This window comes from Campylobacter sp. MIT 21-1684, assembly GCF_026241315.1.
In the GTDB taxonomy this organism is placed as follows: domain Bacteria; phylum Campylobacterota; class Campylobacteria; order Campylobacterales; family Campylobacteraceae; genus Campylobacter_D.
On the sequence record NZ_JAPHNA010000002.1, the window covers coordinates 53,427 to 73,531 of the forward strand.

Annotated in this window: 18 protein-coding genes, 1 tRNA gene and 2 pseudogenes; 17 read left to right on the forward strand and 4 right to left on the reverse strand. The window is 31.5% G+C overall.

Annotated features, from left to right (window positions below; all coding sequences use genetic code 11):
• Window positions 1–2: 2 nt before the first annotated feature.
• From OQH62_RS01145 to OQH62_RS01165, 5 genes are read left to right on the forward strand one after another with little or no spacing between them, the layout of a single operon-like run.
• Window positions 3–335, forward strand: coding sequence for a hypothetical protein (locus tag OQH62_RS01145; RefSeq protein WP_266012728.1), 333 nt, complete (start codon window positions 3–5; stop codon window positions 333–335).
• On the forward strand, window positions 332–952 hold the full coding sequence (locus OQH62_RS01150; RefSeq protein ID WP_266012731.1) for an HAD family hydrolase: 621 nt from the start codon (window positions 332–334) through the stop codon (window positions 950–952). The genes OQH62_RS01145 and OQH62_RS01150 overlap by 4 nt, the downstream gene beginning before the upstream one ends.
• A 60-nt stretch (window positions 953–1,012) precedes the next feature.
• The gene (gene glyS / locus OQH62_RS01155) at window positions 1,013–3,007 is read left to right on the forward strand and encodes a glycine--tRNA ligase subunit beta (RefSeq protein WP_266012734.1); all 1,995 of its coding nucleotides are present in this window, start codon (window positions 1,013–1,015) and stop codon (window positions 3,005–3,007) included.
• Window positions 3,004–3,831: a M23 family metallopeptidase gene (locus OQH62_RS01160; protein WP_266012737.1), complete on the forward strand. Its 828-nt coding sequence runs from the start codon at window positions 3,004–3,006 to the stop codon at window positions 3,829–3,831. The genes glyS and OQH62_RS01160 overlap by 4 nt, the downstream gene beginning before the upstream one ends.
• On the forward strand, window positions 3,821–4,768 hold the full coding sequence (locus OQH62_RS01165) for an SAM-dependent methyltransferase (RefSeq protein ID WP_266012740.1): 948 nt from the start codon (window positions 3,821–3,823) through the stop codon (window positions 4,766–4,768). The genes OQH62_RS01160 and OQH62_RS01165 overlap by 11 nt, the downstream gene beginning before the upstream one ends.
• A 2-nt stretch (window positions 4,769–4,770) precedes the next feature.
• On the opposite strand, the gene OQH62_RS01170 is transcribed toward OQH62_RS01165, so the two are convergent.
• The gene (locus OQH62_RS01170) at window positions 4,771–5,769 is read right to left on the reverse strand and encodes a Ppx/GppA family phosphatase (RefSeq protein WP_266012743.1); all 999 of its coding nucleotides are present in this window, start codon (window positions 5,767–5,769) and stop codon (window positions 4,771–4,773) included.
• Window positions 5,770–5,825: 56 nt separating this feature from the next.
• Between OQH62_RS01170 and OQH62_RS01175 the strand changes: the two genes are divergently transcribed.
• The 9 genes and pseudogenes from OQH62_RS01175 (at window position 5,826) to OQH62_RS01215 (ending at window position 13,350) form a co-directional block, all read left to right on the forward strand.
• Window positions 5,826–6,623 (forward strand): pyridoxine 5'-phosphate synthase, encoded by a 798-nt coding sequence (locus OQH62_RS01175; RefSeq protein WP_266012745.1) that lies wholly within the window; start codon window positions 5,826–5,828, stop codon window positions 6,621–6,623.
• Window positions 6,598–7,725: a 4-hydroxythreonine-4-phosphate dehydrogenase gene (gene pdxA, locus OQH62_RS01180; protein ID WP_266012747.1), complete on the forward strand. Its 1,128-nt coding sequence runs from the start codon at window positions 6,598–6,600 to the stop codon at window positions 7,723–7,725. Before OQH62_RS01175 ends, pdxA begins: the two co-directional genes overlap by 26 nt.
• A gap of 18 nt (window positions 7,726–7,743) precedes the next feature.
• Window positions 7,744–8,944, forward strand: a pseudogene (locus tag OQH62_RS01185) (MFS transporter).
• A gap of 17 nt (window positions 8,945–8,961) precedes the next feature.
• Window positions 8,962–9,243, forward strand: a complete 282-nt coding sequence (locus OQH62_RS01190; protein ID WP_266012751.1) for a hypothetical protein — start codon at window positions 8,962–8,964, stop codon at window positions 9,241–9,243.
• Between the two features lie 61 nt (window positions 9,244–9,304).
• Window positions 9,305–10,327: a uroporphyrinogen decarboxylase gene (gene hemE, locus OQH62_RS01195; protein ID WP_266012753.1), complete on the forward strand. Its 1,023-nt coding sequence runs from the start codon at window positions 9,305–9,307 to the stop codon at window positions 10,325–10,327.
• Complete coding sequence (locus tag OQH62_RS01200) at window positions 10,324–11,226, forward strand: radical SAM protein (protein ID WP_266012755.1); 903 nt, start codon at window positions 10,324–10,326, stop codon at window positions 11,224–11,226. The genes hemE and OQH62_RS01200 overlap by 4 nt, the downstream gene beginning before the upstream one ends.
• Window positions 11,227–11,279: 53 nt before the next feature.
• Window positions 11,280–11,354: transfer RNA gene (locus tag OQH62_RS01205), tRNA-Asn, on the forward strand.
• A gap of 126 nt (window positions 11,355–11,480) precedes the next feature.
• Entirely contained in the window at window positions 11,481–12,146 is a 666-nt protein-coding gene (locus OQH62_RS01210) for a response regulator transcription factor (protein ID WP_266012757.1), read from the forward strand.
• On the forward strand, window positions 12,139–13,350 hold the full coding sequence (locus OQH62_RS01215) for a sensor histidine kinase (RefSeq protein WP_266012759.1): 1,212 nt from the start codon (window positions 12,139–12,141) through the stop codon (window positions 13,348–13,350). The genes OQH62_RS01210 and OQH62_RS01215 overlap by 8 nt, the downstream gene beginning before the upstream one ends.
• 18 nt (window positions 13,351–13,368) lie before the next feature.
• Here OQH62_RS01215 and dnaJ read toward each other — a convergent pair whose 3' ends face one another.
• Window positions 13,369–14,481: a molecular chaperone DnaJ gene (gene dnaJ / locus OQH62_RS01220; RefSeq protein WP_266012761.1), complete on the reverse strand. Its 1,113-nt coding sequence runs from the start codon at window positions 14,479–14,481 to the stop codon at window positions 13,369–13,371.
• A gap of 113 nt (window positions 14,482–14,594) precedes the next feature.
• Between dnaJ and OQH62_RS01225 the strand changes: the two genes are divergently transcribed.
• Genes OQH62_RS01225 through recR form a run of 3 tightly spaced genes read left to right on the forward strand, consistent with a single transcriptional unit; the run spans window position 14,595 to window position 17,061 of the window.
• Window positions 14,595–15,269, forward strand: a complete 675-nt coding sequence (locus tag OQH62_RS01225; RefSeq protein ID WP_266012763.1) for a response regulator transcription factor — start codon at window positions 14,595–14,597, stop codon at window positions 15,267–15,269.
• On the forward strand, window positions 15,266–16,486 hold the full coding sequence (locus OQH62_RS01230; RefSeq protein ID WP_266012766.1) for an ArsS family sensor histidine kinase: 1,221 nt from the start codon (window positions 15,266–15,268) through the stop codon (window positions 16,484–16,486). The genes OQH62_RS01225 and OQH62_RS01230 overlap by 4 nt, the downstream gene beginning before the upstream one ends.
• Window positions 16,483–17,061, forward strand: coding sequence for a recombination mediator RecR (gene recR / locus OQH62_RS01235; protein WP_266012769.1), 579 nt, complete (start codon window positions 16,483–16,485; stop codon window positions 17,059–17,061). The genes OQH62_RS01230 and recR overlap by 4 nt, the downstream gene beginning before the upstream one ends.
• Before the next feature lie 28 nt (window positions 17,062–17,089).
• Here recR and OQH62_RS01240 read toward each other — a convergent pair whose 3' ends face one another.
• A complete protein-coding gene (locus OQH62_RS01240; protein ID WP_266012772.1) occupies window positions 17,090–17,551 on the reverse strand; it encodes a low molecular weight protein-tyrosine-phosphatase in 462 nt (153 codons plus the stop codon).
• Between the two features lie 343 nt (window positions 17,552–17,894).
• Window positions 17,895–19,984 (reverse strand): annotated as a pseudogene (locus OQH62_RS01245) (RNA degradosome polyphosphate kinase).
• Window positions 19,985–20,105: the final 121 nt, after the last annotated feature.

The following is a 20,105-nucleotide window of genomic DNA, read 5'->3' on the forward strand; positions in this document are numbered from 1 at the left end:
CAATGAAAAAAGATAAAGAGAAAAATTTACGCGTGAGGTACTTGAGGAAGTTAGAAAAATTCGCTTATACTGCTCTTTGTATTTTGAAAAAGGAAAATTTTGATAAAGAGGAATTTCAAAAAAGAATGCAAAAAAACGCTATCATTTTTGAACATTCTTTAAATCTCCCTTTACATTCTGCCTCTACAAAAGCCTTAGAAAATTTTGTAAAAGCTTGTTTAGATTTTTCCAAGGAGAGGGCTGAACTCATAAATCTTGCAAATTCTTTTCATAAGATGAAAAATTATAGTAAAAAAGAACAAAAATATAAAAAGTATCTGAAGGATTATGAATGATTAATATATTTTTTGATATGGATGGTACTTTGATTGATAGTGCAAGAGCCATAGTTGCTGCTGTGAATGAAATAAGGCAACTTATGCATTTGCCTGAACTTTCACGAGAGCATATATTATATACAATTAATACTCCGGGTGTTGATTGGGCAAAAGAATTTTATAATATTGATGATTTTGAACATTCAAGTTTTAAGAATGGTTTTGAAGAGTATTTCATCAAACATTATAATGAAAGTGTCGAGTTGTTTGAAGGTGTGAAAGAGCTTTTAGAATTTTTAAAGCATAAACAGTGTTTTTTGGCTCTTGCAACTAATGCCCCGCAAAGTTCGCTTTCAAGAATCTTAAAAAAGCATAATATTTTGCTTTTTTTTGATGCAGTTGTAGGTGTGAGTGATGAGATGAAGCCAAAACCTGATCCTCAAATGCTTCATTTTTTGCAAAAACAGGCAAAATATCATCATTCTGTTTTTATAGGCGACAGTCAAAAAGACAGAGAATGTGCTTTGAATGCTAAGATTAGCTACTATAATGCACGTTGGTATGAAAAAGAAATAAAAGATGATGAATTTAACAGCGCAGAAGGTTTAAAAGCCTTGCTTGAAAAATACTTATAATTTTTTTTAATTAAAATTTCGTTACAATCAAAATATTAATAAAAACTAAAGAAAGTAAGAATGAGTGAATTATTAATTGAAATCGGCACAGAGGAACTTCCAGCAATTCCTTTACTACAAGAGCTTGCAAATATAAAGAAAAAATGGTCTTTTGTCCTTGAAGAATATGGCTTGAAAAGCAATTTTCATTTTTATTATACCCCAAGACGTCTTGTTTTTTTTCATAATGATTTTCCTTTGAAACAAAAAGATCGTATGGTAGAATTTATTGGTGCTCCTAAAGATATAGCTTTTCATAAGGGTGCTTTAACTTCTGCGGGAAAAGCTTTTTTACAAAAGGCTCAAATTAGCGAAAATGAAATTACTTTTAAAGAGCTAAAAGGCAAGGAAGTTTTGTATTATAATAAAGTTGTAAAAGGGAAAGAAAGCGTTGTACTTTTGCCTCAAATGATAGAAAAATTTTTACAGAGCCTGAATTTTGGTAAAAGTATGCGTTGGGGCGTGCATACTTTCGAATTTATTCGTGCTATACGTAGTATGGTTTGTGTGTTGAATGATATTTTAGTTGAGTTTGAAATGTATGGGGTGCAAAGTGCAAAAAAAACTTTTATACATAGAAGTATAAGTTATGAATGCAAAACTTTTGGGAATGCTAAAGAGTATTTTGACATTTTGAAACAAAACTACATTCTTTTAGACCAAGAGGAACGGAAGAAAAAAATTGAAAACGAAATAAGAGATTTAGAAAAGAAACATTGTTTTACCGTGCTTAAGGATGAAAGTCTTTTGGCTGAACTTGTAGCTATTACCGAGTATCCAACAGCTTTATTAGGCACTTTTGAGAGTGAATTTCTTAAACTTCCAAGTGAAGTTATCATCACTTCTATGCGCGAAAATCAAAGGTATTTCGCTGTTACAAACAATGAGAACTTACTCAATCATTTTATAGTTATAAGCAATGCAGTGTGTGAGGATTATTCTAAAATTATACACGGCAATGAAAGGGTATTACGTGCAAGATTAAGCGATGGGATGTTTTTTTATCAAAATGACTTGCACAACGGTCTTTCCCCTGAAAAACTTTCAAACATAACCTATTTGGAAGGTTTAGGGACTATGAGTGATAAAATACAAAGGGAGCTTTATTTTGCAAAAATACTCTGTGAAAACTATGAATTTGCTGATTTTGAAATTGTAAGCAAGGTTCTTGAGTATGCAAAGGCTGATTTGACAACACAAATGGTCTATGAATTTACCGATTTACAGGGTATTATGGGAAGTTATTATGCAAAAGCTTTAGGTTTTTCTGACGAGCTTTGTTTGGCTATAAGAGAGCAGTATTTGCCAAATTCGGAGCATTCGGCTTTACCAAGCACTTTGCTTTCAAGTCTTGTTGCTCTTTCGATTAAACTTGAAACATTGATGGGATTGTTTAGTATAGGAAAAATTCCAAGTGGCACAAAAGATCCTTATGCTTTGCGTAGAGCTGCAAATGGAGTTTTAAAAATTGTTTTGTCTTTAGGAAAAAGTTTTGATTTGCACAAAGTACTTTTACAAGCAAAAACCTTATATAAAGACTTTGAACTAGAAGTTTTGGAGAATTTTATTTTTGAAAGACTCCATACCTTTTATAAGCTGAATTCAAGTTTTATTGCATCGGTATTGCACTCAAAAAATACTGATATACTTTTTATTGATGAGAGTATCAAGACTTTGGCTTTGTTTAGTCAAAAAGATGATTTTAATGAAAAATGCAGTACTTTCAAACGACTTGCAAATATTGTACAAAAATCATCACAAACACTTGATGAAAAACTTTTTGTTGAAGAGGCTGAAAAAAAACTTTATACAGCTTTTTTACAAAGTTTGCAAGCGCATAATGTTGCACAGAGACTTGAAAATTTATTTGGTTTAAAGCCTTATATTGATGATTTTTTTAATTCTGTTATGATTAATGTTGATGATGAAAGACTTAAAAATAACCGAGAGGCTTTGGTATTAACTATTTATGAAGAATTTTTAAAAATTGCTGATATTAAAGAATTGCGTCTATGAGAATTTGCATTTCTTTATTTTTCATTTGTTTTTTTGCTTTTGCTCAAACACCATTAGAGCTTGTTAAAGGTCAGACTTTATTTTTAGAATTTGAAAAAAAAGATTTTATAGAGGTAAAAAACGGCGATAAAAAACTTAATGTTTTTCCTCATCCAAACAATGATAAAAAGCTTGTAAGTCTTTTTTCTTTGCCTTATAAAAATCCTCCAAAAAAAAGTACTATTACAATTGTCCATACGAACAAAAAAGAGAATTTTATGATTTATACTCAAGAAGGCAATTATACAAGTGAAACCATTCAAGTACAGGTAGAAAAGGTTTTTCCTCCAAAGACTGCACAAGAACGTATCACACAAGAAGCACAAGAAACTAGTGCTCTTTATAAGAACTATACTCAAAAAGCCTTATTTAATGGAACTTTTCAATTACCTCTTGAGAGTAAAATTACAAGTGCTTATGGTAAAGCTAGAGTTTTTAATAATTCTATAACAAGTTATCACAGCGGTATTGATTTTCGTGCAAAAATAGGGACTGCTATTAAAGCGGCTAATTCTGGAGTAGTTGTACTTGCAAAAGAACGTTATTATGCGGGTGGTTCTATTGTCATTGATCACGGATACGGAATTTATTCGCAGTACTATCATCTTTCAAAGCTTAATGTCAAGGTAGGACAACAAGTGCATAAAGGTCAAATAATAGGACTTAGCGGGGCTAGCGGTAGAGCAAGTGGGCCACATTTGCATTTTGGAATTATAGTTGCTTTAAAACAAGTCGATCCTCTTGATTTTATCGCTAAATTTAATTTGCTTTTTAATGAAATTTAGTCAGTTCTTTACTTCTTGGCTTCATAAGAATTACTATAAAAATGCTGTAAATATAGGAAGAAAAGGGGATTTTTTTACAACAGTAAGTGTTGGAGAGCTTTTTGGTACTCTTTTAGCAAAGCATTTTTTACATCTTATAGATAAAGCAATTCTTACACCACCGTTGCAAATAGTTGAGATAGGAGCTAACGAAGCGTATTTGAGTCGCGATTTTTTAAAGGCTTTGCTTGAATTTCGTCCTGAAATTTTTCAATATCTTGATTTTTTTATTATTGAACCTCACAAAAAACTTCGTACTTTACAAAAAAAGACGCTTTTGGGAGTAGAATTTCACCATAGAAAATCCTTACAAGAGTGTCAATTTTCAAACGCTTTTTTCTTCTGTAATGAGCTTTTTGATAGTTTTTCAGTAGAATTAATTGATAATGGCACAATGGCTTTTGTTGAGGATTTTCACCTTTCTTTTAAACCTTTAGAACAGAATCTGAAACAAAGATGTGAATCTTTAGAGCTTTTCAAAGGAGAATTGAGTATTGAGCTTGAGAATTTTTTTGCACAGCTAGATAAGGCTTGTCAAAAATTTGTTTTTGCCAGTTTTGATTATGGGGTTTTGAAGCCTTACGATTTTAGTCTTCGTTTGTATCACCAACACCAAGTTTTTAATTTTTTTGAAGTATCTTTGCAGCAGTTTTTTGGCAAGAGTGATCTTACATATAATGTTAATTTTACTCATTTACTCAAGCTAATTGAGGAGTATAATTTTACACTTTTACATTTTCAAAAACAAAATACAGCTTTGATTGATTTTGGTTTTGAAGAACTTATAAATCAATACTTTAACAATAAAAAGCATTATGAGAATTTGTTGAGTCAAGCTAAAATCCTTTTTTTTAATTTTGATGAAAAATTCCATTTTTTTGAATTTGCAAAATTGTAATATTAAGTTTCAAAGAGGAATGTATTGATTTGCTTTTTTTCAATCGCAGCTTTACAAATACCCTCTCTTAATCCTTCATCGACGACTATGAGTTTGTGATTTTCAAACAAAGCAAATAGTAAAAAACAACCTGCTACCAAATAGTTTTTTCGAGTTTTGCCTACTATGTATTGTGCTTCTTTTTCACTCATATTCCAAAGTTGTACTCCATAATAAAGAAAATCCCTTGTATTGAGTCTCATTCCATTGATTTTTTTTGCTTCGTAATTTTCATAATTTAAGCCAAGCTTTAAAGCACATAAAGTAGTAGGTACTCCTGAATTAAGCACTATGTATTTTTTCTTACTTGCTTGTAGCGCTTTTTTTAGGTTTTTTACTTCTTCAAAGGCTTGTAAGGCGATGATTTTAAGTCTTGTATCATTGAGTAAAAAATGCAGTTTTGTTTTTTTGTCTTTGAGTCTTTTGATGCAAGCAATGTATTTTTTGTTTTTCTTTAGCTTCGTGTTTGCTTGTGTGTTTTTTATTTGTGTTTTGATTTTTTCATAAAAACGAACAATGCCAAAATCATAGCTTGTATAATGGTTTGCAAAAGAGAATTCGCAAGAAGCTCCACCTAAATCACAAAAAGCAAAATCGCCATATATACCAAGTCTATTAAGAGCTGTTTGCATTCCCAAAACACTCAATTGTGCTTCAGTTTGTGCATCGATAACCTGTATAGTAATACCAAATTCATTGTAGAGGCTGTTAAGAATTTCTTTTGTATTGCTTGCTTTTCTAAAAGCTGCTGTGGCTAGGGCAATGGCAGAGGAGAGCTTGTAGTGTTTGCTTAGAATTGTAAGAGCATTTTTGAGTTTTTCAACAGCTTCTTCTCCTATTTTCCCATCGTAGTCTAAATTTTTTGCTGCTGTGATTATGAACTCAAATTCAGCCTTTTTATTCAGTTTTTTATCCATTAACACAGCCCTAAGAGTGTTTGAACCAATATCTATGCCTAACATTACTTTTCCTTGTTACAATATTCAGTATAATAACAAAAAATATCAAAGGAAACATAATGTTTTTAGGTGTCAATATTGACCATATTGCAGTGTTAAGAGAAGCTAGAAGAGTGAATGACCCAGATGTTTTAGAAGCTGCTTTTTTAGCTGCGAAATTATGCGATCAAATTACTTTGCATTTACGAGAAGACCGCCGTCATATACAAGAACAAGATTTAAGAAATATTGTACATTTTTGCAAGATTCCTTTGAATTTAGAATGTGCTATTAATGATGAGATTCTTCGTCTTGCTTGTGAACTTCAACCTGCACGTGTTACTTTTGTTCCTGAAAAAAGAGCAGAACTAACTACTGAAGGAGGATTGAATCTCAATCATAAGAAACTCAAATCAAGCATAAAAAAAATTCACAGCGCGGGTATAGAATTTTCACTTTTTGTGAATCCAAATCCTGAAGATGTGCAAAGAGCTTTTGATTTAGGTGCAGATTTTATAGAACTACATACAGGTCATTATGCGAATTTGTATAACGCACTTTATAGTAATATTTTACAAACTCCTTATGCGATTGAAAAATTGCGTCTTCCTCGTAAAGAGCTTGAAATTCAACTCCGCAAGGAAGTTGATACAATCAAAGAATGTGCGCAAAAATCGTATGATTTAGGCTTGAAAGTGGCTGCTGGACACGGATTGAATTATAAGAATGTTGCAACTCTTGTAGCTATTGAAGAAATTTGTGAGTTAAACATAGGTCAGAGTATAGTTGCAAGAGCTGTTTTTGTAGGACTTTCAAGAGCTATTGAAGAGATGAAAGAATTGATTAGAAGAGATGCAAAAACCGAAAATAGCTATTAGTATAGGTGATATAAACGGCATAGGGCTTGAAATTGCTATACGTTCTCATTCTTTTTTCTGTCAATTTTGCGAACCGTATTATTTTATCCATTATATAATACTGCAAAAAGCTCTCAAACTTTTAAATTTGCCTTTTAAGAATGCTAATTTAGTAGAGTTTGGTAAAGGAAAAGAGAAATTTATAAAGCTCTGTTGTCGAGAAAACTATACTCTGTACTCTTTTCAAAGTGATTTGAGTTTTGAGTTTGAAGATGAATTGGAGCTTAAACCTTCACAAATTGATATGAAAAGTGGGCTTTATTCATATCTTAGTTTTGAAGCAGCTTTGCGTTTTGTCTGTGCAAACAAAGCACAGGCTCTCTTAACTCTTCCTGTACATAAAAAAGCTTGGGAGCTTGGTGGAATAAGCTTTAAAGGGCATACAGATGCTTTGAGGCATTTCTTTCAAAAAGATGCTATTATGATGCTTGGCTGTAAAGAACTTTTTATAGGTCTTTTTACTGAACATATGCCTTTGAGAAAAGTGAGTTCTGTTATTAGATTTAAGACTTTAAGTCAATTTTTAATAGATTTTCATATCCAAACAGGCTTTGAAAAAATTGGAGTTTTAGCATTCAATCCTCACGCAGGAGATTATGGCGTTATAGGTGGAGAAGAAGAAATAATAATTCAAGAAGCGATAGAATTTGCTAATGCTTATATCCATTCTTTGAAAAGTACAAAATTTTTACATACTCATAAACTTACTCAAGAAAACTTGCTTAAAAAAGCTTTAAAAAGTAAAAAATTGCAAAATGCTTTAAAAAGTGAATTTGGTGCTTGTGGAGTATATCTTCCCTCTGCACTTGTAGCTGATACAGCCTTTACGAAAGAAAGTTTAAAGCAATGCAATCGTTTAGTGGCTCTGTATCACGATCTTGCTTTAGCTCCTTTAAAAGCTTTGTATTTTGAAAAAAGTGTCAATGTAAGTCTCAATCTCCCTATAATACGCGTAAGTGTTGATCACGGAACTGCTTATGATAAAGCGTATAAAAATGCTGGGATAAGTACTGCAAGTTATAAACAAGCTTTAAAAACAGCTCTATATTTTCTTCGTAAATGATATGAAAGGTTTGTAGCGGTGAAAAATTATAAACAAAGTCTCTTTATTTTAGCCTTAAGCGCATTTTGTATGGGAGTAACTGAATTTGTAATGGCTGGAGTTTTGGTAGATGTTGAAAAGTATTTTCAAGTAGATACAAAAACTGCGGGGTATCTTACAACTTTGTATGCTTTAGGTATAATGTTTGGAGCGCCTTTAGCAACTATCCCTTTAAGTCGTTTTGCTCGACATATTCAACTTTTGATAAATCTTGGTATTTTTACCTGTGCCAACTTAATTATTTTTCTTAGTACAAATTTTTACCTCAGTGCTTTTGCTCGTTTTATTGCGGGAACGCAACACGGTGTGTTTTTTGTTATCGCCACTTTAGTTGTCAGCACAATTGCTCCATATGAGAAAAGAACAGGTGCTTTAGCTATAATGGTTACAGGACTTACAGTTGCACTTGTAACGGGAGTGCCTTTGGGGACTTTTATAGGACACTATTTTGGTTTTAAGTTTATTTTTTTACTCCTTTGTCTTTTAACAGTTTGTGCCTTTTTTGGGATATGGTATATGTTGCCAAAAAATCTTCATTCAAATCAAATGAGTGTAAAAAATCTCTTTTTGGCTTTTCAACATCCAAATCTACTGAAAACTTATATAATCACTATTTGTGCTTGTGGGGCACAATTTGTACTCTATGTTTATTTGCAAAAACTACTTGTAGAACTTAGTGGTTTTGAAGTGCAGGATACAGCTTATATTTTACTCTTATATGGAATCTTTGCCATCTGTGGAAATTTATGGGGAGGTAAATTGGTTGATAAATTTGGAGCCATTGTCGCATTGCGTCTGATTTTAAGTATCGAAGTTGCAGTATTCTTAAGTTTTTTATTGACTCAGAATTCAAAAATTACTGTGCTTTGTTCTATCGCATTTATGGGTTTTTTTGCTTTTTCTAGTATTCCAGCTTTAAAAGCATTAGGTTTTATAAAGGCTAAAAGATATAGTTATAAGGTTATTGACAGCACAGTAAGTGTTAATGAAGCTTCTTTTAATGTAGGCATAGCGCTTGCAAGTTTTATAGGTGGTTTGGTTTTAGCTTTTTTTGGTATAGAGTTGAATGCTTTGTTTTCAGCGTTTTTTATACTTCCTGCACTTTTGTTCAGTGTGCTTTTTGCTAAGGATAAATTTAGAATACAAAAGTATAAAACGGAATAGTTTTTGCTTTTTGTAAAAATATAAGGAGAGAGTATGCAAGTAGATAACAAGAACACAAACACATTTTTTAATTCTATTCCGCTCAAGAACAAACGCATTTTTATTGATGAATTTGAAGCATATATTAATGATATTAAAGAGAAAGAGTCTAATGCAAAGCAAAGTCGATTTTCAAATCAAGATCTCAATCTTGGAGTAGCAAAAGACAATTTTATCTCTTATGCCCAACAAAAAATGAGACAAGATATGGTAAAAAGAAGTGAGGAGAATTTTCTTAACAAGCTTTTTACTGCTATTGATGCTATGAATGCATAAGGGAATAGTTTATAATTTGCACAAGCTTGCTATAATTTTTACAGAATGAAAAAGGAAAAATATGGTTTTTATTGATGCTTGCTTGAGGAAAAGTACTGCTTATACACCTGTGTGGATGATGCGTCAAGCAGGACGTTATTTGCCTGAATATATGAGAGTTAGGCAAAGTGCAGGGGATTTTATCTCTTTATGTAAAGATTATAAAAAAGCTGCTGAAGTAAGTTTGCAACCTGTTGAAATTTTAGATTTTGATGCTGCTATTATTTTTTCAGATATTTTAGTTGTACCTTTGGAAATGGGGATGAATTTACGTTTTGAGAAAGGTGAAGGTCCTGTTTTTGAAGAACCTATACTCACCTATGAGCAGTTGCAAAAACTTGATGATATTCAAGCAATTGATAATTTACATTATGTCTATGATGCTTTAAAGCTTACACGCGAAAAGCTTAGTCCTAAGAAAGCATTAATAGGTTTTTGTGGAAGCCCTTGGACTATTGCAACCTATATGCTTGAGGGAAAAGGGAGTAAGAATTACGCGAAATCAAAAAAAATTCTCTATCAAAATCCTGAATTTGCACATCTTCTTTTACGAAAACTGACTGAAGTTTTGAAATTCTATTTACTTGAACAAATAAAAGCAGGTGCGAATGCTGTACAAATTTTTGACAGCTGGGCAAATGCCTTAGAATGTGAAAAATTTTTTGAATTTTCTTTTGCTTATATGCTTGAAATAAGCGATTTTTTAAAAGCGAAATTTCCTGAAGTGCCTGTGATTTTATTTCCTAAAGGAATAAGTGGTTATTTGGAAAGAATTAATGGTAATTTTGATGTTTTTGGAGTTGATTGGAGTACCCCACTTGAACTTGCTTCAAAACAACTCTCACATAAATATACTTTACAAGGCAATATGGAGCCTTGTCGTTTATATGAAAAAAAAGCTATTAAAGAAAGTGTAGAGTCGATTTTACAAGTAATGAAGGGTAAACCACATATTTTTAATCTCGGACACGGAATATTACCTGATGTTCCTGTTGAAAATGTACGGTATTTTGTCAAACTTGTAAAAGAGAGTTCGCAGCGGTGAAAATTCTTTTTGGACCTGTGAGTTCAAGGCGGTTTGGACTTTCTTTGGGTGTTGATTTGAGTCCTTTGAAAAAACAATGCAATTTCGATTGTGTCTATTGTGAGCTTGTTAGAGCAAAACCTGTCAGAATGCAAGATGAAGTTGTAAGCGTAGAACAGATTGTCAAAGAAGTTAAAGAAGCACTTCAAAAAGGTATAGCTTTTGATTATCTTACTCTTACAGCAAATGGTGAGCCAAGTTTGTATCCACATTTAAAAGAACTTGTTTATGCTTTGAAAACTCTTTTACATAAGAAAAAAATTCTCATTTTAAGTAACGGTACAGCTGTGCTTGATCAATTCAAATTTAAAACTTTACTTGATATTGATGTTGTAAAATTTAGTCTTGATAGTGCGATTAGTAAAACTTTTCACCGTATAGATAAAGCTTTAAGAAGCATTGATTTGTCTTTAATGATAGAGAAAATGGCAGAATTTCGAATGGAATTTAAGGGAGAGCTTGTTATGGAAATTTTAGTTGTTGCAGGAATAAACGACAATGAAATTGAATTTAATGCACTTAATGAAGCTCTTAGTGTTATAGCCCCGACTCGTGTTGATATAAGCACCATAGATCGCCCACCCGCCTATCCTGTAAAAGCTGTGAGCGAGGAAAGATTAAAAGAGTTGGCTTTATGTATTGATTGTGTGCCTGTGTTATTGCCTAAGAGATATTTAAATGAACAAAAAATTGATTTTACGGAAGATGAGCTTTTAAAAATGTTTCATTTGCGACCTCAAAGCGAATTGGATATTGAAATGAAATTGAGTCCTAAATCTAAAAAAATTGTGCAGAAACTTTTTGAAAGTGGAGCAGTAAAAATGGTTGATTTGGCAGGAGTGAAATTTTACAGAGTTTAGCCATTGTTTAAGCTTGACAAAATTCACAAATTACAATATAATCACATTTTTATTCCGGATTAGCTCAGCGGTAGAGTAGTCGGCTGTTAACCGATTGGTCGTAGGTTCGAATCCTACATCCGGAGCCATTGTACCGCATTTATTTTTTCATTACTTTACCGCCTTTCATAAAAATTTTATAATTGTCAATAAAAAAATAATTTGATACAATACATCTCATCATTTGTAGCATTTTTAAATAAGAAAGAGTAAAGATGGCAACGAAAATTCTTTTGCTTGAAGATGATATAAGTTTGAGTGAAATTATAGAAGAATTTTTAAATGAGGAAGGGTATGAATTAAGCGTTTGCGAAAATGCAAAAGAGGCTTTAGAACTTGCTTATGAGAAGCATTTTGATCTTTGGATCTTGGATGTAAAAGTCCCTTTAGGTGATGGTTTTTCAGTGCTTAAAGAGCTTAGGAATTTAGGAAAAAATACCCCCGCTATCTTTATAACTTCTTTAAATACAACTGATGATTTAAAACAAGGTTTTGATTCTGGTTGTGATGATTATATACGCAAACCTTTTGAATTAGCTGAACTTGCTATTCGTGTGCAGTCCTTGTTGAAAAGGGCTTTTTCACATAAAAATGAGGATTATGAAGATTTAGGCAATGGCTTTAAATTTGCTCTTACCTCAAAGATTCTTTACCATTTCGATAAAGCTTTGGTACTTTCAAGCAAAGAATTAAAGCTTTTAACTCTTTTTTTGCGTAATAAAAATACTTTCTTAAGCACAGAACGAATTTTTAATGAGCTTTGGGAATATGATGAAGAGCCTAGCGAACTTAGTGTTAGAACTTATGTAAAAAATTTACGTAAAATTTTAGGTAAAGATAAAATAGTCAATCAAAGGGGCAGAGGATACTGTTATGGCTAAAAAAGTCATACGACAGATTCTTTTTATTTATCTTACTACAACAGGAATTTTTCTGTCCATCTTTTTTACATTATGGTATGAAAAACTTTATGAAGAATTAGTACTTTTTAAAGGTACTGATTTAAAAGACCTTCATAGAAATATTGTAATAAACATAATTAATTCGCGTTTCATTCCACTTGCACAAAGCGCTCAAAATATCGCAAAAAGTTTTGATTTAAAATTTGCGATATTTGATAAACACGATGTTATCTTTGATAATTTGTCTTTTGATTTTTCCAAGATAAAAATTGATTTTAATGGGAGTGGAATTTATGAAAACACGGTATTTTTTGTTGCTCCTTTAAGAATAAGCGAATATTTTTTAGGATACAACGATAAAGAAGAGAATTTTGATACAAGTGCGGAGCTTAATGTGCTTATACAGGGTGAGAATGTAAGCAAAGATTTGCTTTGGATTCGACTGAAGCTTTTATTTTTTATTATATTTGCCTTTTTGGTTTTTGGAATAATTGCCTCTATTCTTGTAAAAATTGCTCTTAGACCATTAGAAGACAAAATTAGCACATTAAATCGTTTTATTAAGGATTCCACTCACGAAGTCAATACCCCTTTAAGTGTGATTTTGATGAGTATAGAACAACTTGAGCGTCAAAATACTTTACATAAAGATGTAAAATTTGCTCGTATTAAACTTGCTGCAAAGACTCTTCAGCAAGTGTATTCTGATCTTGTTTTTTCAAATTTCCCAAATACTCTTTCAAGTGAGAAGGAAACATTTGATTTCAATCAACTTCTTAAGGAGAGATTAGAGTATTTTAATCTTTTCTTTCTGCAAAAGAAACTTCATTTGCATTTGCAATTTGGTGAAAAAGTAAGTATTACAATGAGTAAAGTCGAGCTTTCTAAACTCTTAGATAATCTTTTAAGCAATGCTATTAAATACAATAAGAAAGGTGGAAAAATTTATATAGAGACAGGGTATAATTTTTTTAGTATTAGTGATGAAGGGTGCGGGATTTCAAAACGAAATATACAACATATTTTTGAACGTTATACAAGGTTTAATACAGATCAAGGAGGATTTGGCATAGGGCTTTCTTTGGTAAAGCAAATTTGTGATAAAAACAATTTAGAACTTTCTTGTTCTTCAAGGCAAAATCAAGGCAGCACTTTTGTGCTACATTGGAAACACGAAGCTTAAGAATTTTTCTGTTATTTTTTAAGTTTTAAACCAAGCTGCTATTTTTTCAAAGAATCCTTTTTGTTCTTGGTGCATTCCATCTTCAATGCCAAAACTTTCGCTTAGTTTTTCTAAGAGTTGTGTTTGTTCTTCATTTAATGTATCAGGAAATTTAATTGCAATCTGTACAATTTGATTGCCTATACGCGAGGAATGTACATCTTTTACTCCTTCATTTTCTAAAACAAATCTTTGCCCATCTTTAGCTCCTTTTGGCAAGTGAAGAAGTGCTTCGCCTCGTATTGTAGGTACTTTTATGCTTTGTCCAAGAATGGCTTGAGTAAAGAAGATAGGAAATTCTATATAAATATCTTCATCATCTCGTATAAAAGTTGCATCTTCATCAGCGATAATTTTTACATACAAATCCCCTCTAGTACCATTTTTAAGAATATTTCCTTTTCCGCTTACTCTTAAATTCATTCCGCTATCGACACCTTCTGGAATGGTGATTTGTGTACTATCTAATGATTCTTCATATCCCTTACCTTTGCATTCTGGACATTTTTGAGCTATACTCATTCCATTGCCTTGACAATCAGGACATGTTTGAGAAAAAGTGATGAAACCTTGTTGTATTCCTACTTGTCCTCTACCCTTACATTTTGTACAAGTTTGTAATTTTGCATCTTTAGCTCCTGTTGCATTGCAAGTTTTGCAAGAGCTTTTATAATGAAATTCAAGATTTTTTTTACATCCAAAAATTGCCTCTTTGAAACTTAATTTTAAATTGATAGCAAAGTCAGCATTGAATTTTTCATTAAAACCTTTTTTTTCACGTTTTGTTCCAAAATTTCCACCAAAAAAACTTGAAAAAATATCGCCTAAATCACTAAAATCAGAAAAACCTCCAAAATCACTTGAATTGCCTTTCAAGGCCTCTTTTCCATATCTGTCATAGAGAGCCCTTTTCTTTTCATCGCTGAGTATTTCGTATGCTTCATTAATGAGCTTGAATTTATTTTCAGCTTCTTTATTGCCTTGATTTCTATCGGGGTGATATTGGAGGGCAAGTTTTCGGTATGCTTTTTTTATTGTATCTTTATCAGCGTTTTGTGTGATTTCTAAAATTTCGTAGTAACTTAATTCCACCATTATTCCTTCATTGCTTTTGAGCAGAAAATTTAAAAATAATAATTTATCATAATTTAAATAAAATTATGTTAATTTTCTAAAAATTCGCTCAATGGAAGGATATAGGAAAAATGGTTAATGTATTGATGATTGAGGATGATTCTGATTTTTCACAATTGTTGTCTGAGTATTTGGCTCAATTTAATATCAAAATTACGAATTTTGAGAATCCAAATTCTATAGCGAGTATCCAAATGCAACATTATGACTGTTTAATTTTGGACTTAACCTTGCCGGGTGTTGATGGATTAGAAGTTTGTAGAGAAATTAGACAAAAAAGCAATATTCCTATTATCATTTCTTCAGCAAGAGGGGATTTAAGCGATAAAGTTGTAGGGCTTCAAATTGGTGCTGATGATTATCTTCCAAAACCTTATGATCCAAAAGAGATGTATGCAAGGATTATGAGTCTTGTTCGTCGTGCAAAAAGAGTTAATAGTGGTGTAGAAATTGAGAATATTAATTCAGTTTTTAAAATTGATGAAAGAAAGCACGAAATAACTTATAAAGATGAAGTTTTAATGCTTACTCCAGCAGAGTATGAAATTTTAGAATATCTTATAGAACAACACGGATACAGTATTTCAAGAGAAGAACTTGTGAGTCGTTGCAAGAGTTTAAAAGATAAAGACTCAAAAAGCTTAGATGTTATTATAGGTCGTTTAAGAGTTAAGATAGGAGATAGTTCTAAATCCCCAAAGCATATTTTTTCTGTAAGAGGTATAGGGTATAAATTAATAGGATGACGAAAAATTATTCTATTTATACAAAATTAATTATCTTATTTGTCGTTGTTTTTTTCTTAGTTTGTGTTTTTTTTATTGTACTGTTAAAAATGGAGTCTATTGCTCATAGACAAGAAGAGAGTTTTAGACAAGAGAATTTGATTAAAAGCATACTTGGTGCTTATGAGCATTCTTTGGGTAAAGATATAGAGATTTATCTTAAAAACAGCGGTTTTGCAATGCTACAAGATTCGCAGCTTATAGAGACTATACGAGAACAAAGTCAATTGATTTTTCGTAGAGATGGTGAATTTTGCATACTCTCTTCTTTAATGTATTTAGATAATTTATATTTTGATGTTCAATGCAAGGGTTTTGAAGGTTTATTTGAGAAAACTTCTAGAAGTAAGTTGCATATTGTTTTGGTTGTAAGCTTTTTTATTGTAGTTATTTTTATATACTTTTCAATTCTTAAATTCTTATCGCCTTTGAAAAAATTGCGACAACAGGTTTTAAGTGTAACACAAGGGGGACAATTTAGCTCGAAAAATTATAAAGAACACGAAATAGCAGAGATTGCCTTAGAATTTGAGAAAACCTTGAAAAAGAATCAAGAACTTGTCAAATCAAGACAGCTTTTTTTACGTACTATTATGCACGAGCTTAAAACACCCATAGGCAAAGGAAGAATTGTTACTGAAATGATACAAGATGAAAAACAAAGAAAGAGACTTTCTAATATATTTTTAGGAATGGATTCGCTTATTAATGAATTTGCAAAGATTGAAAACCTTTTTTCAAAAAATTATAATTTACATATTAAAGCGAATCGATTTAGCACTATACTTCAAGAAGCAAAGAAATATTTAATGAGAGACGATTTTAATGTTTTAGTAAAGGTAGATTTACGTGAGAATCCTTTTATTAAAGTAGATATTGAAATTTTTTCTTTGATTGTAAAAAATTTGATTGATAATGCTTTAAAATATTCAAGTACAGGTAAGTGTGAGCTTTATTGTGATGATACGTGTTTTAAAATAATAAATCCCGGCAAGGTTTTAGCTCAACCTATAGAATACTATTTTGAAGCTTTTACTCGCGAAAAGCAGCAACAAGTTCAAGGAATGGGTTTAGGACTTTATATTGTTTCTGAAGTTTGCAAACTTCATAATTTTAAATTCCTCTATACTTATGAAGATAATAAACATTGTTTCAAGGTTTGTTTTAAAGAACAATGAAGAGCAAGGGGGTAGAAAAATTTAATGAGCTTGTAGAAAGCTTTGCGAAATTACCTACAATCGGAAAAAAAACAGCTATTCGCTTGGCTTATCATATTTGTATGGGCAATCAGCTTGAGGGAATGAAGCTTGCTCATAGTATAGAAAATGCTTTGCGTTTTATTAAACCTTGTCAGGAATGCGGGGCATTAAGTGAAAATGAGCTTTGTGAAATTTGTAGCGATGAGCAAAGATGTAAAGAGAGTATATGTATAGTTGAAAGTCCAAAAGATGTTTTAACTATTGAAGAAAGTGGAAGTTATGAGGGTTTGTATTTTGTTCTTGACGATTTAAGTGAGGAAAAAGTTTTAAAACTTCGTCAAATGATACAAAAAAAAGAGTGTAAAGAGATTATTTTTGCCTTGACGCATAGCGTGAGTTCTGATGCAACTATTTTTTTCGTAGAGGAAAAATTGAAAGATTTGAAACTTCAATTCAGTAAAATCGCACAAGGTATTCCAAATGGAATTACTTTGGAAAATGTGGATGTAGTCTCTTTACATATGGCTTTGCACTACCGTACAAAAATAGAATAAAAGCAGAAAATTTCTTTAGCGAATATTTTTATAATTCTTTTTGGATTTTTTCTAAGAGTTTCACACATCCGTGAGAAATAATCGTATAGCTTTCATCAAAATCACCGCTATACCAAGGATCAGGTACTTCATTGTAATGCAATTCTTTTGTAAAAGAGCCAAATTTGATAATTTTGTTTTGTATATTGTTAAAAGTTTTCATTACATTGTTGAAATTTGAATTGTCCATAGTAAGGATATAATTTGCTTCATCGCAAAGTTTTTGAGTAAGTTTTTGACTGCGAAAAGGAGTGCTAGGTATGTTGTGGGCATTGAGTATTTTTTTTGTACCATAATGCATTTGTTCACCATTGTGCTCACCCGAAGTTCCAGCACTCAAAACTTCAAATTTGTCTTGTAATTTAGCTTTTATCAGTAAATCTCTCATTACAAATTCAGCCATAGGAGAGCGGCAAATATTTCCTAAACATACAAAAAGGATTTTTCTCATTGTTTTTAACCTTAATTTGTTGTGAAAATATAATACAGTAATTTTTTATAAGAATTTTAAACAAGTTTTGTATTTATTATGACTTGTCAAATCACTTTAATTATATTTGATAAGAAGCTATTAAACTTAAGATTTTGATATTCAGATTTCATTCTAGTAGAAATTTCTGTTCAACCGCTCTACTAATAATTTGTTAAAAAAAGACTGCTTGAATGCAATTATATTTTTGATTTTGTATTTATAATCAAAAATATAATTACTGATTTCTAGAAAAATCCTCTTTGTATTGTGTTAAGCATTTTGGCATATGCCTTTTCTTAAAGCTTATGAAACACAAATCAAATTAATTTTCCTCAAAGAGTTTAGAGGCTAAATGGGTTGCACGGCTTTGATCTGCATCTTTTTAAGAGTTTTATAGATTTCACTTACATATTCTTCTAAAACCTGTTGGGAATCAAGTATTTTTTCATCTTGTTTTGCAATGATTTTGTGATATTCACCTTGACCGTCAAGTTCATATGCAAGTGCAGTATCGCTTAATTGTAAGCGAAGAATTTGTGCAAGTTTAGCTTTACTTCTTTCATCGAAGATGGGAGTCATAAGTTCAAGCCTTCGTTCTAAATTGCGTGGCATCCAATCCGCACTTGAAATAAAATAATGCGGTTGAGTGTGTTTAAAATAAAAAATTCTTGCGTGTTCTAAATACTTACCTATAATGCTTCGTACGCGAATGTTTTGGCTGTAAGCATTTTGCGGCTTTAAGCAGCAAATTCCACGTACAATTAAGTCAATCTTGACTCCTTGACTTGAAGCTTTATAAAGAGCTTTGATGATGTCAGAATCAACAAGTGCATTCATCTTTGCAACAATGACTCCCTCATTTGCTTTAGAGCTTTCTTTGGCTATCATTTCTAAAATTTTTTCTTTAATTTGATGTGGGCTCATTGAAAGAGTTTGAAGGTGTCTGTTTTTGCTAAAGCCTGAAAGTATATGAAAAAAACTTGTACTGTCTCTTGCAAATTCTGCCTTGCTTGTAAAATAACTCACGTCAGTATAGATTTTTGCACTACTTGCGTTATAGTTTCCTGTGCTCAAATGCATATAGAATTTTAATCTTTCACCCTCTTTGCGTATGACTTGAGAGATTTTTGCATGGACTTTAAAACCTGTAATACCATAGATTATATGCGCTCCTGCATTTTCAAGAGCCTTTGCCCAATGCAAGTTATTTTCTTCATCAAATCTCGCTTTAAGCTCTACCATAACAGTAACTTGTTTGCCATCACTTGCAGCATCGATTAAAGCTTGGACAATATTTGAATTCTTTTCAACTCTATAAAGTGTCATTCTTATAGAAATGACATCAGGATCTTTACTTGCTTGTTTGATAAACTGATACACAGGATCAAAGCTTTCAAAAGGTTGTAAAATCAATACATCTTCTTTATTGATTGCTTCGAAAATAGAGATATTTTCATTAAAAGGAGGAAGAGTTTTTGGTGTATATAAAGGGCTTAATAAATGTGTGAAAACTTTATTATTTACTATTTGCCACAAACTTGAAAGGTTGAGAAAAATTCCATATTCATACACATCTTTATGAAAAATTTTCATATGAGTGTTGAGGAATTCGACGATTTGTTCATCAGCACCTTTTTGAATTTCAAGACGTACAAAAGCTCCTTTTCTACGAAGTTTTAAACCTTGTTCAAGTATCATCATAAAGTCATCAGCCTCTTCCTCTTCTATATGTATATCTGCATTTCTAGTAACTCGAAAACTTGCTGAACTTAAGAGTTTATAACCGGGAAAAATTTCCTCTGTATGTTGATGAACTATACTTTCTATAGGCACATAAGTGTTTGAACTCACTTGATAAAAGCGAGGTAGGACACGAGGGATTCGTATCATTCCAAATCTGATAATATCAGGATGTTTTTTATCACAAATTTTTACTGCTAAAGAAAAAGAAAGGTTGTTTAGATGTGGAAAAGGGTGTGTTGCATCAACTGCGATAGGTACGATGATAGAAAAGATATTAGAAAAAAAATATTCATCGCATTTGGCTTGTAAATTTGAATCTAAATTTTCATAGCTTTTGATAAAGAGATTTTCTTTTTCAAGCTCTTTTGTAATGTCTGTAAAATATTTTTCTAATTTTTCTTTCTCCTTGTGCAAGTATTTACGAATTTCTTTAAGTTGTGTTAAAGGCGTAAGCTCATCGCTGTTGCTTGCATTCACACCTGCTGAAAAAAGTTGTTTTAGTCCCGCAACACGTATCATATAGAATTCATCTAAATTGGTGCAGTAAATAGCTATGAATTTAAACTTTTCAAGCAAGGGCAAATTCTTAGAACATTGATCTAAAACACGAGAATTGAAGCGAAGCCAAGAAAGTTCTCTGTTTAAAAACATATGTGGAAGTGTTTGCATTTGCTCTCCTTGTTTTTGAATGTATTATATGATTTGACAATAAATAAGCACTTATTATCAAGAGATAATTTGTAGATTGTGAAAAACTTTTTTTATTTTGTGAAATAAAGTAAATAAGAGT

What these genes read in the sequence shown, in the direction of transcription:
- hemE (WP_266012753.1), top strand. Translation starts at nt 9,305, where the DNA reads ATGGTTTTTATTGATGCTTGCTTGAGGAAAAGTACTGCTTATACACCT.
- OQH62_RS01210 (WP_266012757.1), top strand. Translation starts at nt 11,481, where the DNA reads ATGGCAACGAAAATTCTTTTGCTTGAAGATGATATAAGTTTGAGTGAA.
- glyS (WP_266012734.1), top strand. Translation starts at nt 1,013, where the DNA reads ATGAGTGAATTATTAATTGAAATCGGCACAGAGGAACTTCCAGCAATT.
- OQH62_RS01225 (WP_266012763.1), top strand. Translation starts at nt 14,595, where the DNA reads ATGGTTAATGTATTGATGATTGAGGATGATTCTGATTTTTCACAATTG.
- OQH62_RS01175 (WP_266012745.1), top strand. Translation starts at nt 5,826, where the DNA reads ATGTTTTTAGGTGTCAATATTGACCATATTGCAGTGTTAAGAGAAGCT.
- OQH62_RS01170 (WP_266012743.1), bottom strand. Translation starts at nt 5,769, where the DNA reads ATGTTAGGCATAGATATTGGTTCAAACACTCTTAGGGCTGTGTTAATG.
- OQH62_RS01240 (WP_266012772.1), bottom strand. Translation starts at nt 17,551, where the DNA reads ATGAGAAAAATCCTTTTTGTATGTTTAGGAAATATTTGCCGCTCTCCT.
- OQH62_RS01230 (WP_266012766.1), top strand. Translation starts at nt 15,266, where the DNA reads ATGACGAAAAATTATTCTATTTATACAAAATTAATTATCTTATTTGTC.
- OQH62_RS01165 (WP_266012740.1), top strand. Translation starts at nt 3,821, where the DNA reads ATGAAATTTAGTCAGTTCTTTACTTCTTGGCTTCATAAGAATTACTAT.
- pdxA (WP_266012747.1), top strand. Translation starts at nt 6,598, where the DNA reads ATGCAAAAACCGAAAATAGCTATTAGTATAGGTGATATAAACGGCATA.
- OQH62_RS01150 (WP_266012731.1), top strand. Translation starts at nt 332, where the DNA reads ATGATTAATATATTTTTTGATATGGATGGTACTTTGATTGATAGTGCA.
- OQH62_RS01190 (WP_266012751.1), top strand. Translation starts at nt 8,962, where the DNA reads ATGCAAGTAGATAACAAGAACACAAACACATTTTTTAATTCTATTCCG.
- OQH62_RS01215 (WP_266012759.1), top strand. Translation starts at nt 12,139, where the DNA reads ATGGCTAAAAAAGTCATACGACAGATTCTTTTTATTTATCTTACTACA.
- recR (WP_266012769.1), top strand. Translation starts at nt 16,483, where the DNA reads ATGAAGAGCAAGGGGGTAGAAAAATTTAATGAGCTTGTAGAAAGCTTT.
- OQH62_RS01160 (WP_266012737.1), top strand. Translation starts at nt 3,004, where the DNA reads ATGAGAATTTGCATTTCTTTATTTTTCATTTGTTTTTTTGCTTTTGCT.
- OQH62_RS01145 (WP_266012728.1), top strand. Translation starts at nt 3, where the DNA reads ATGAAAAAAGATAAAGAGAAAAATTTACGCGTGAGGTACTTGAGGAAG.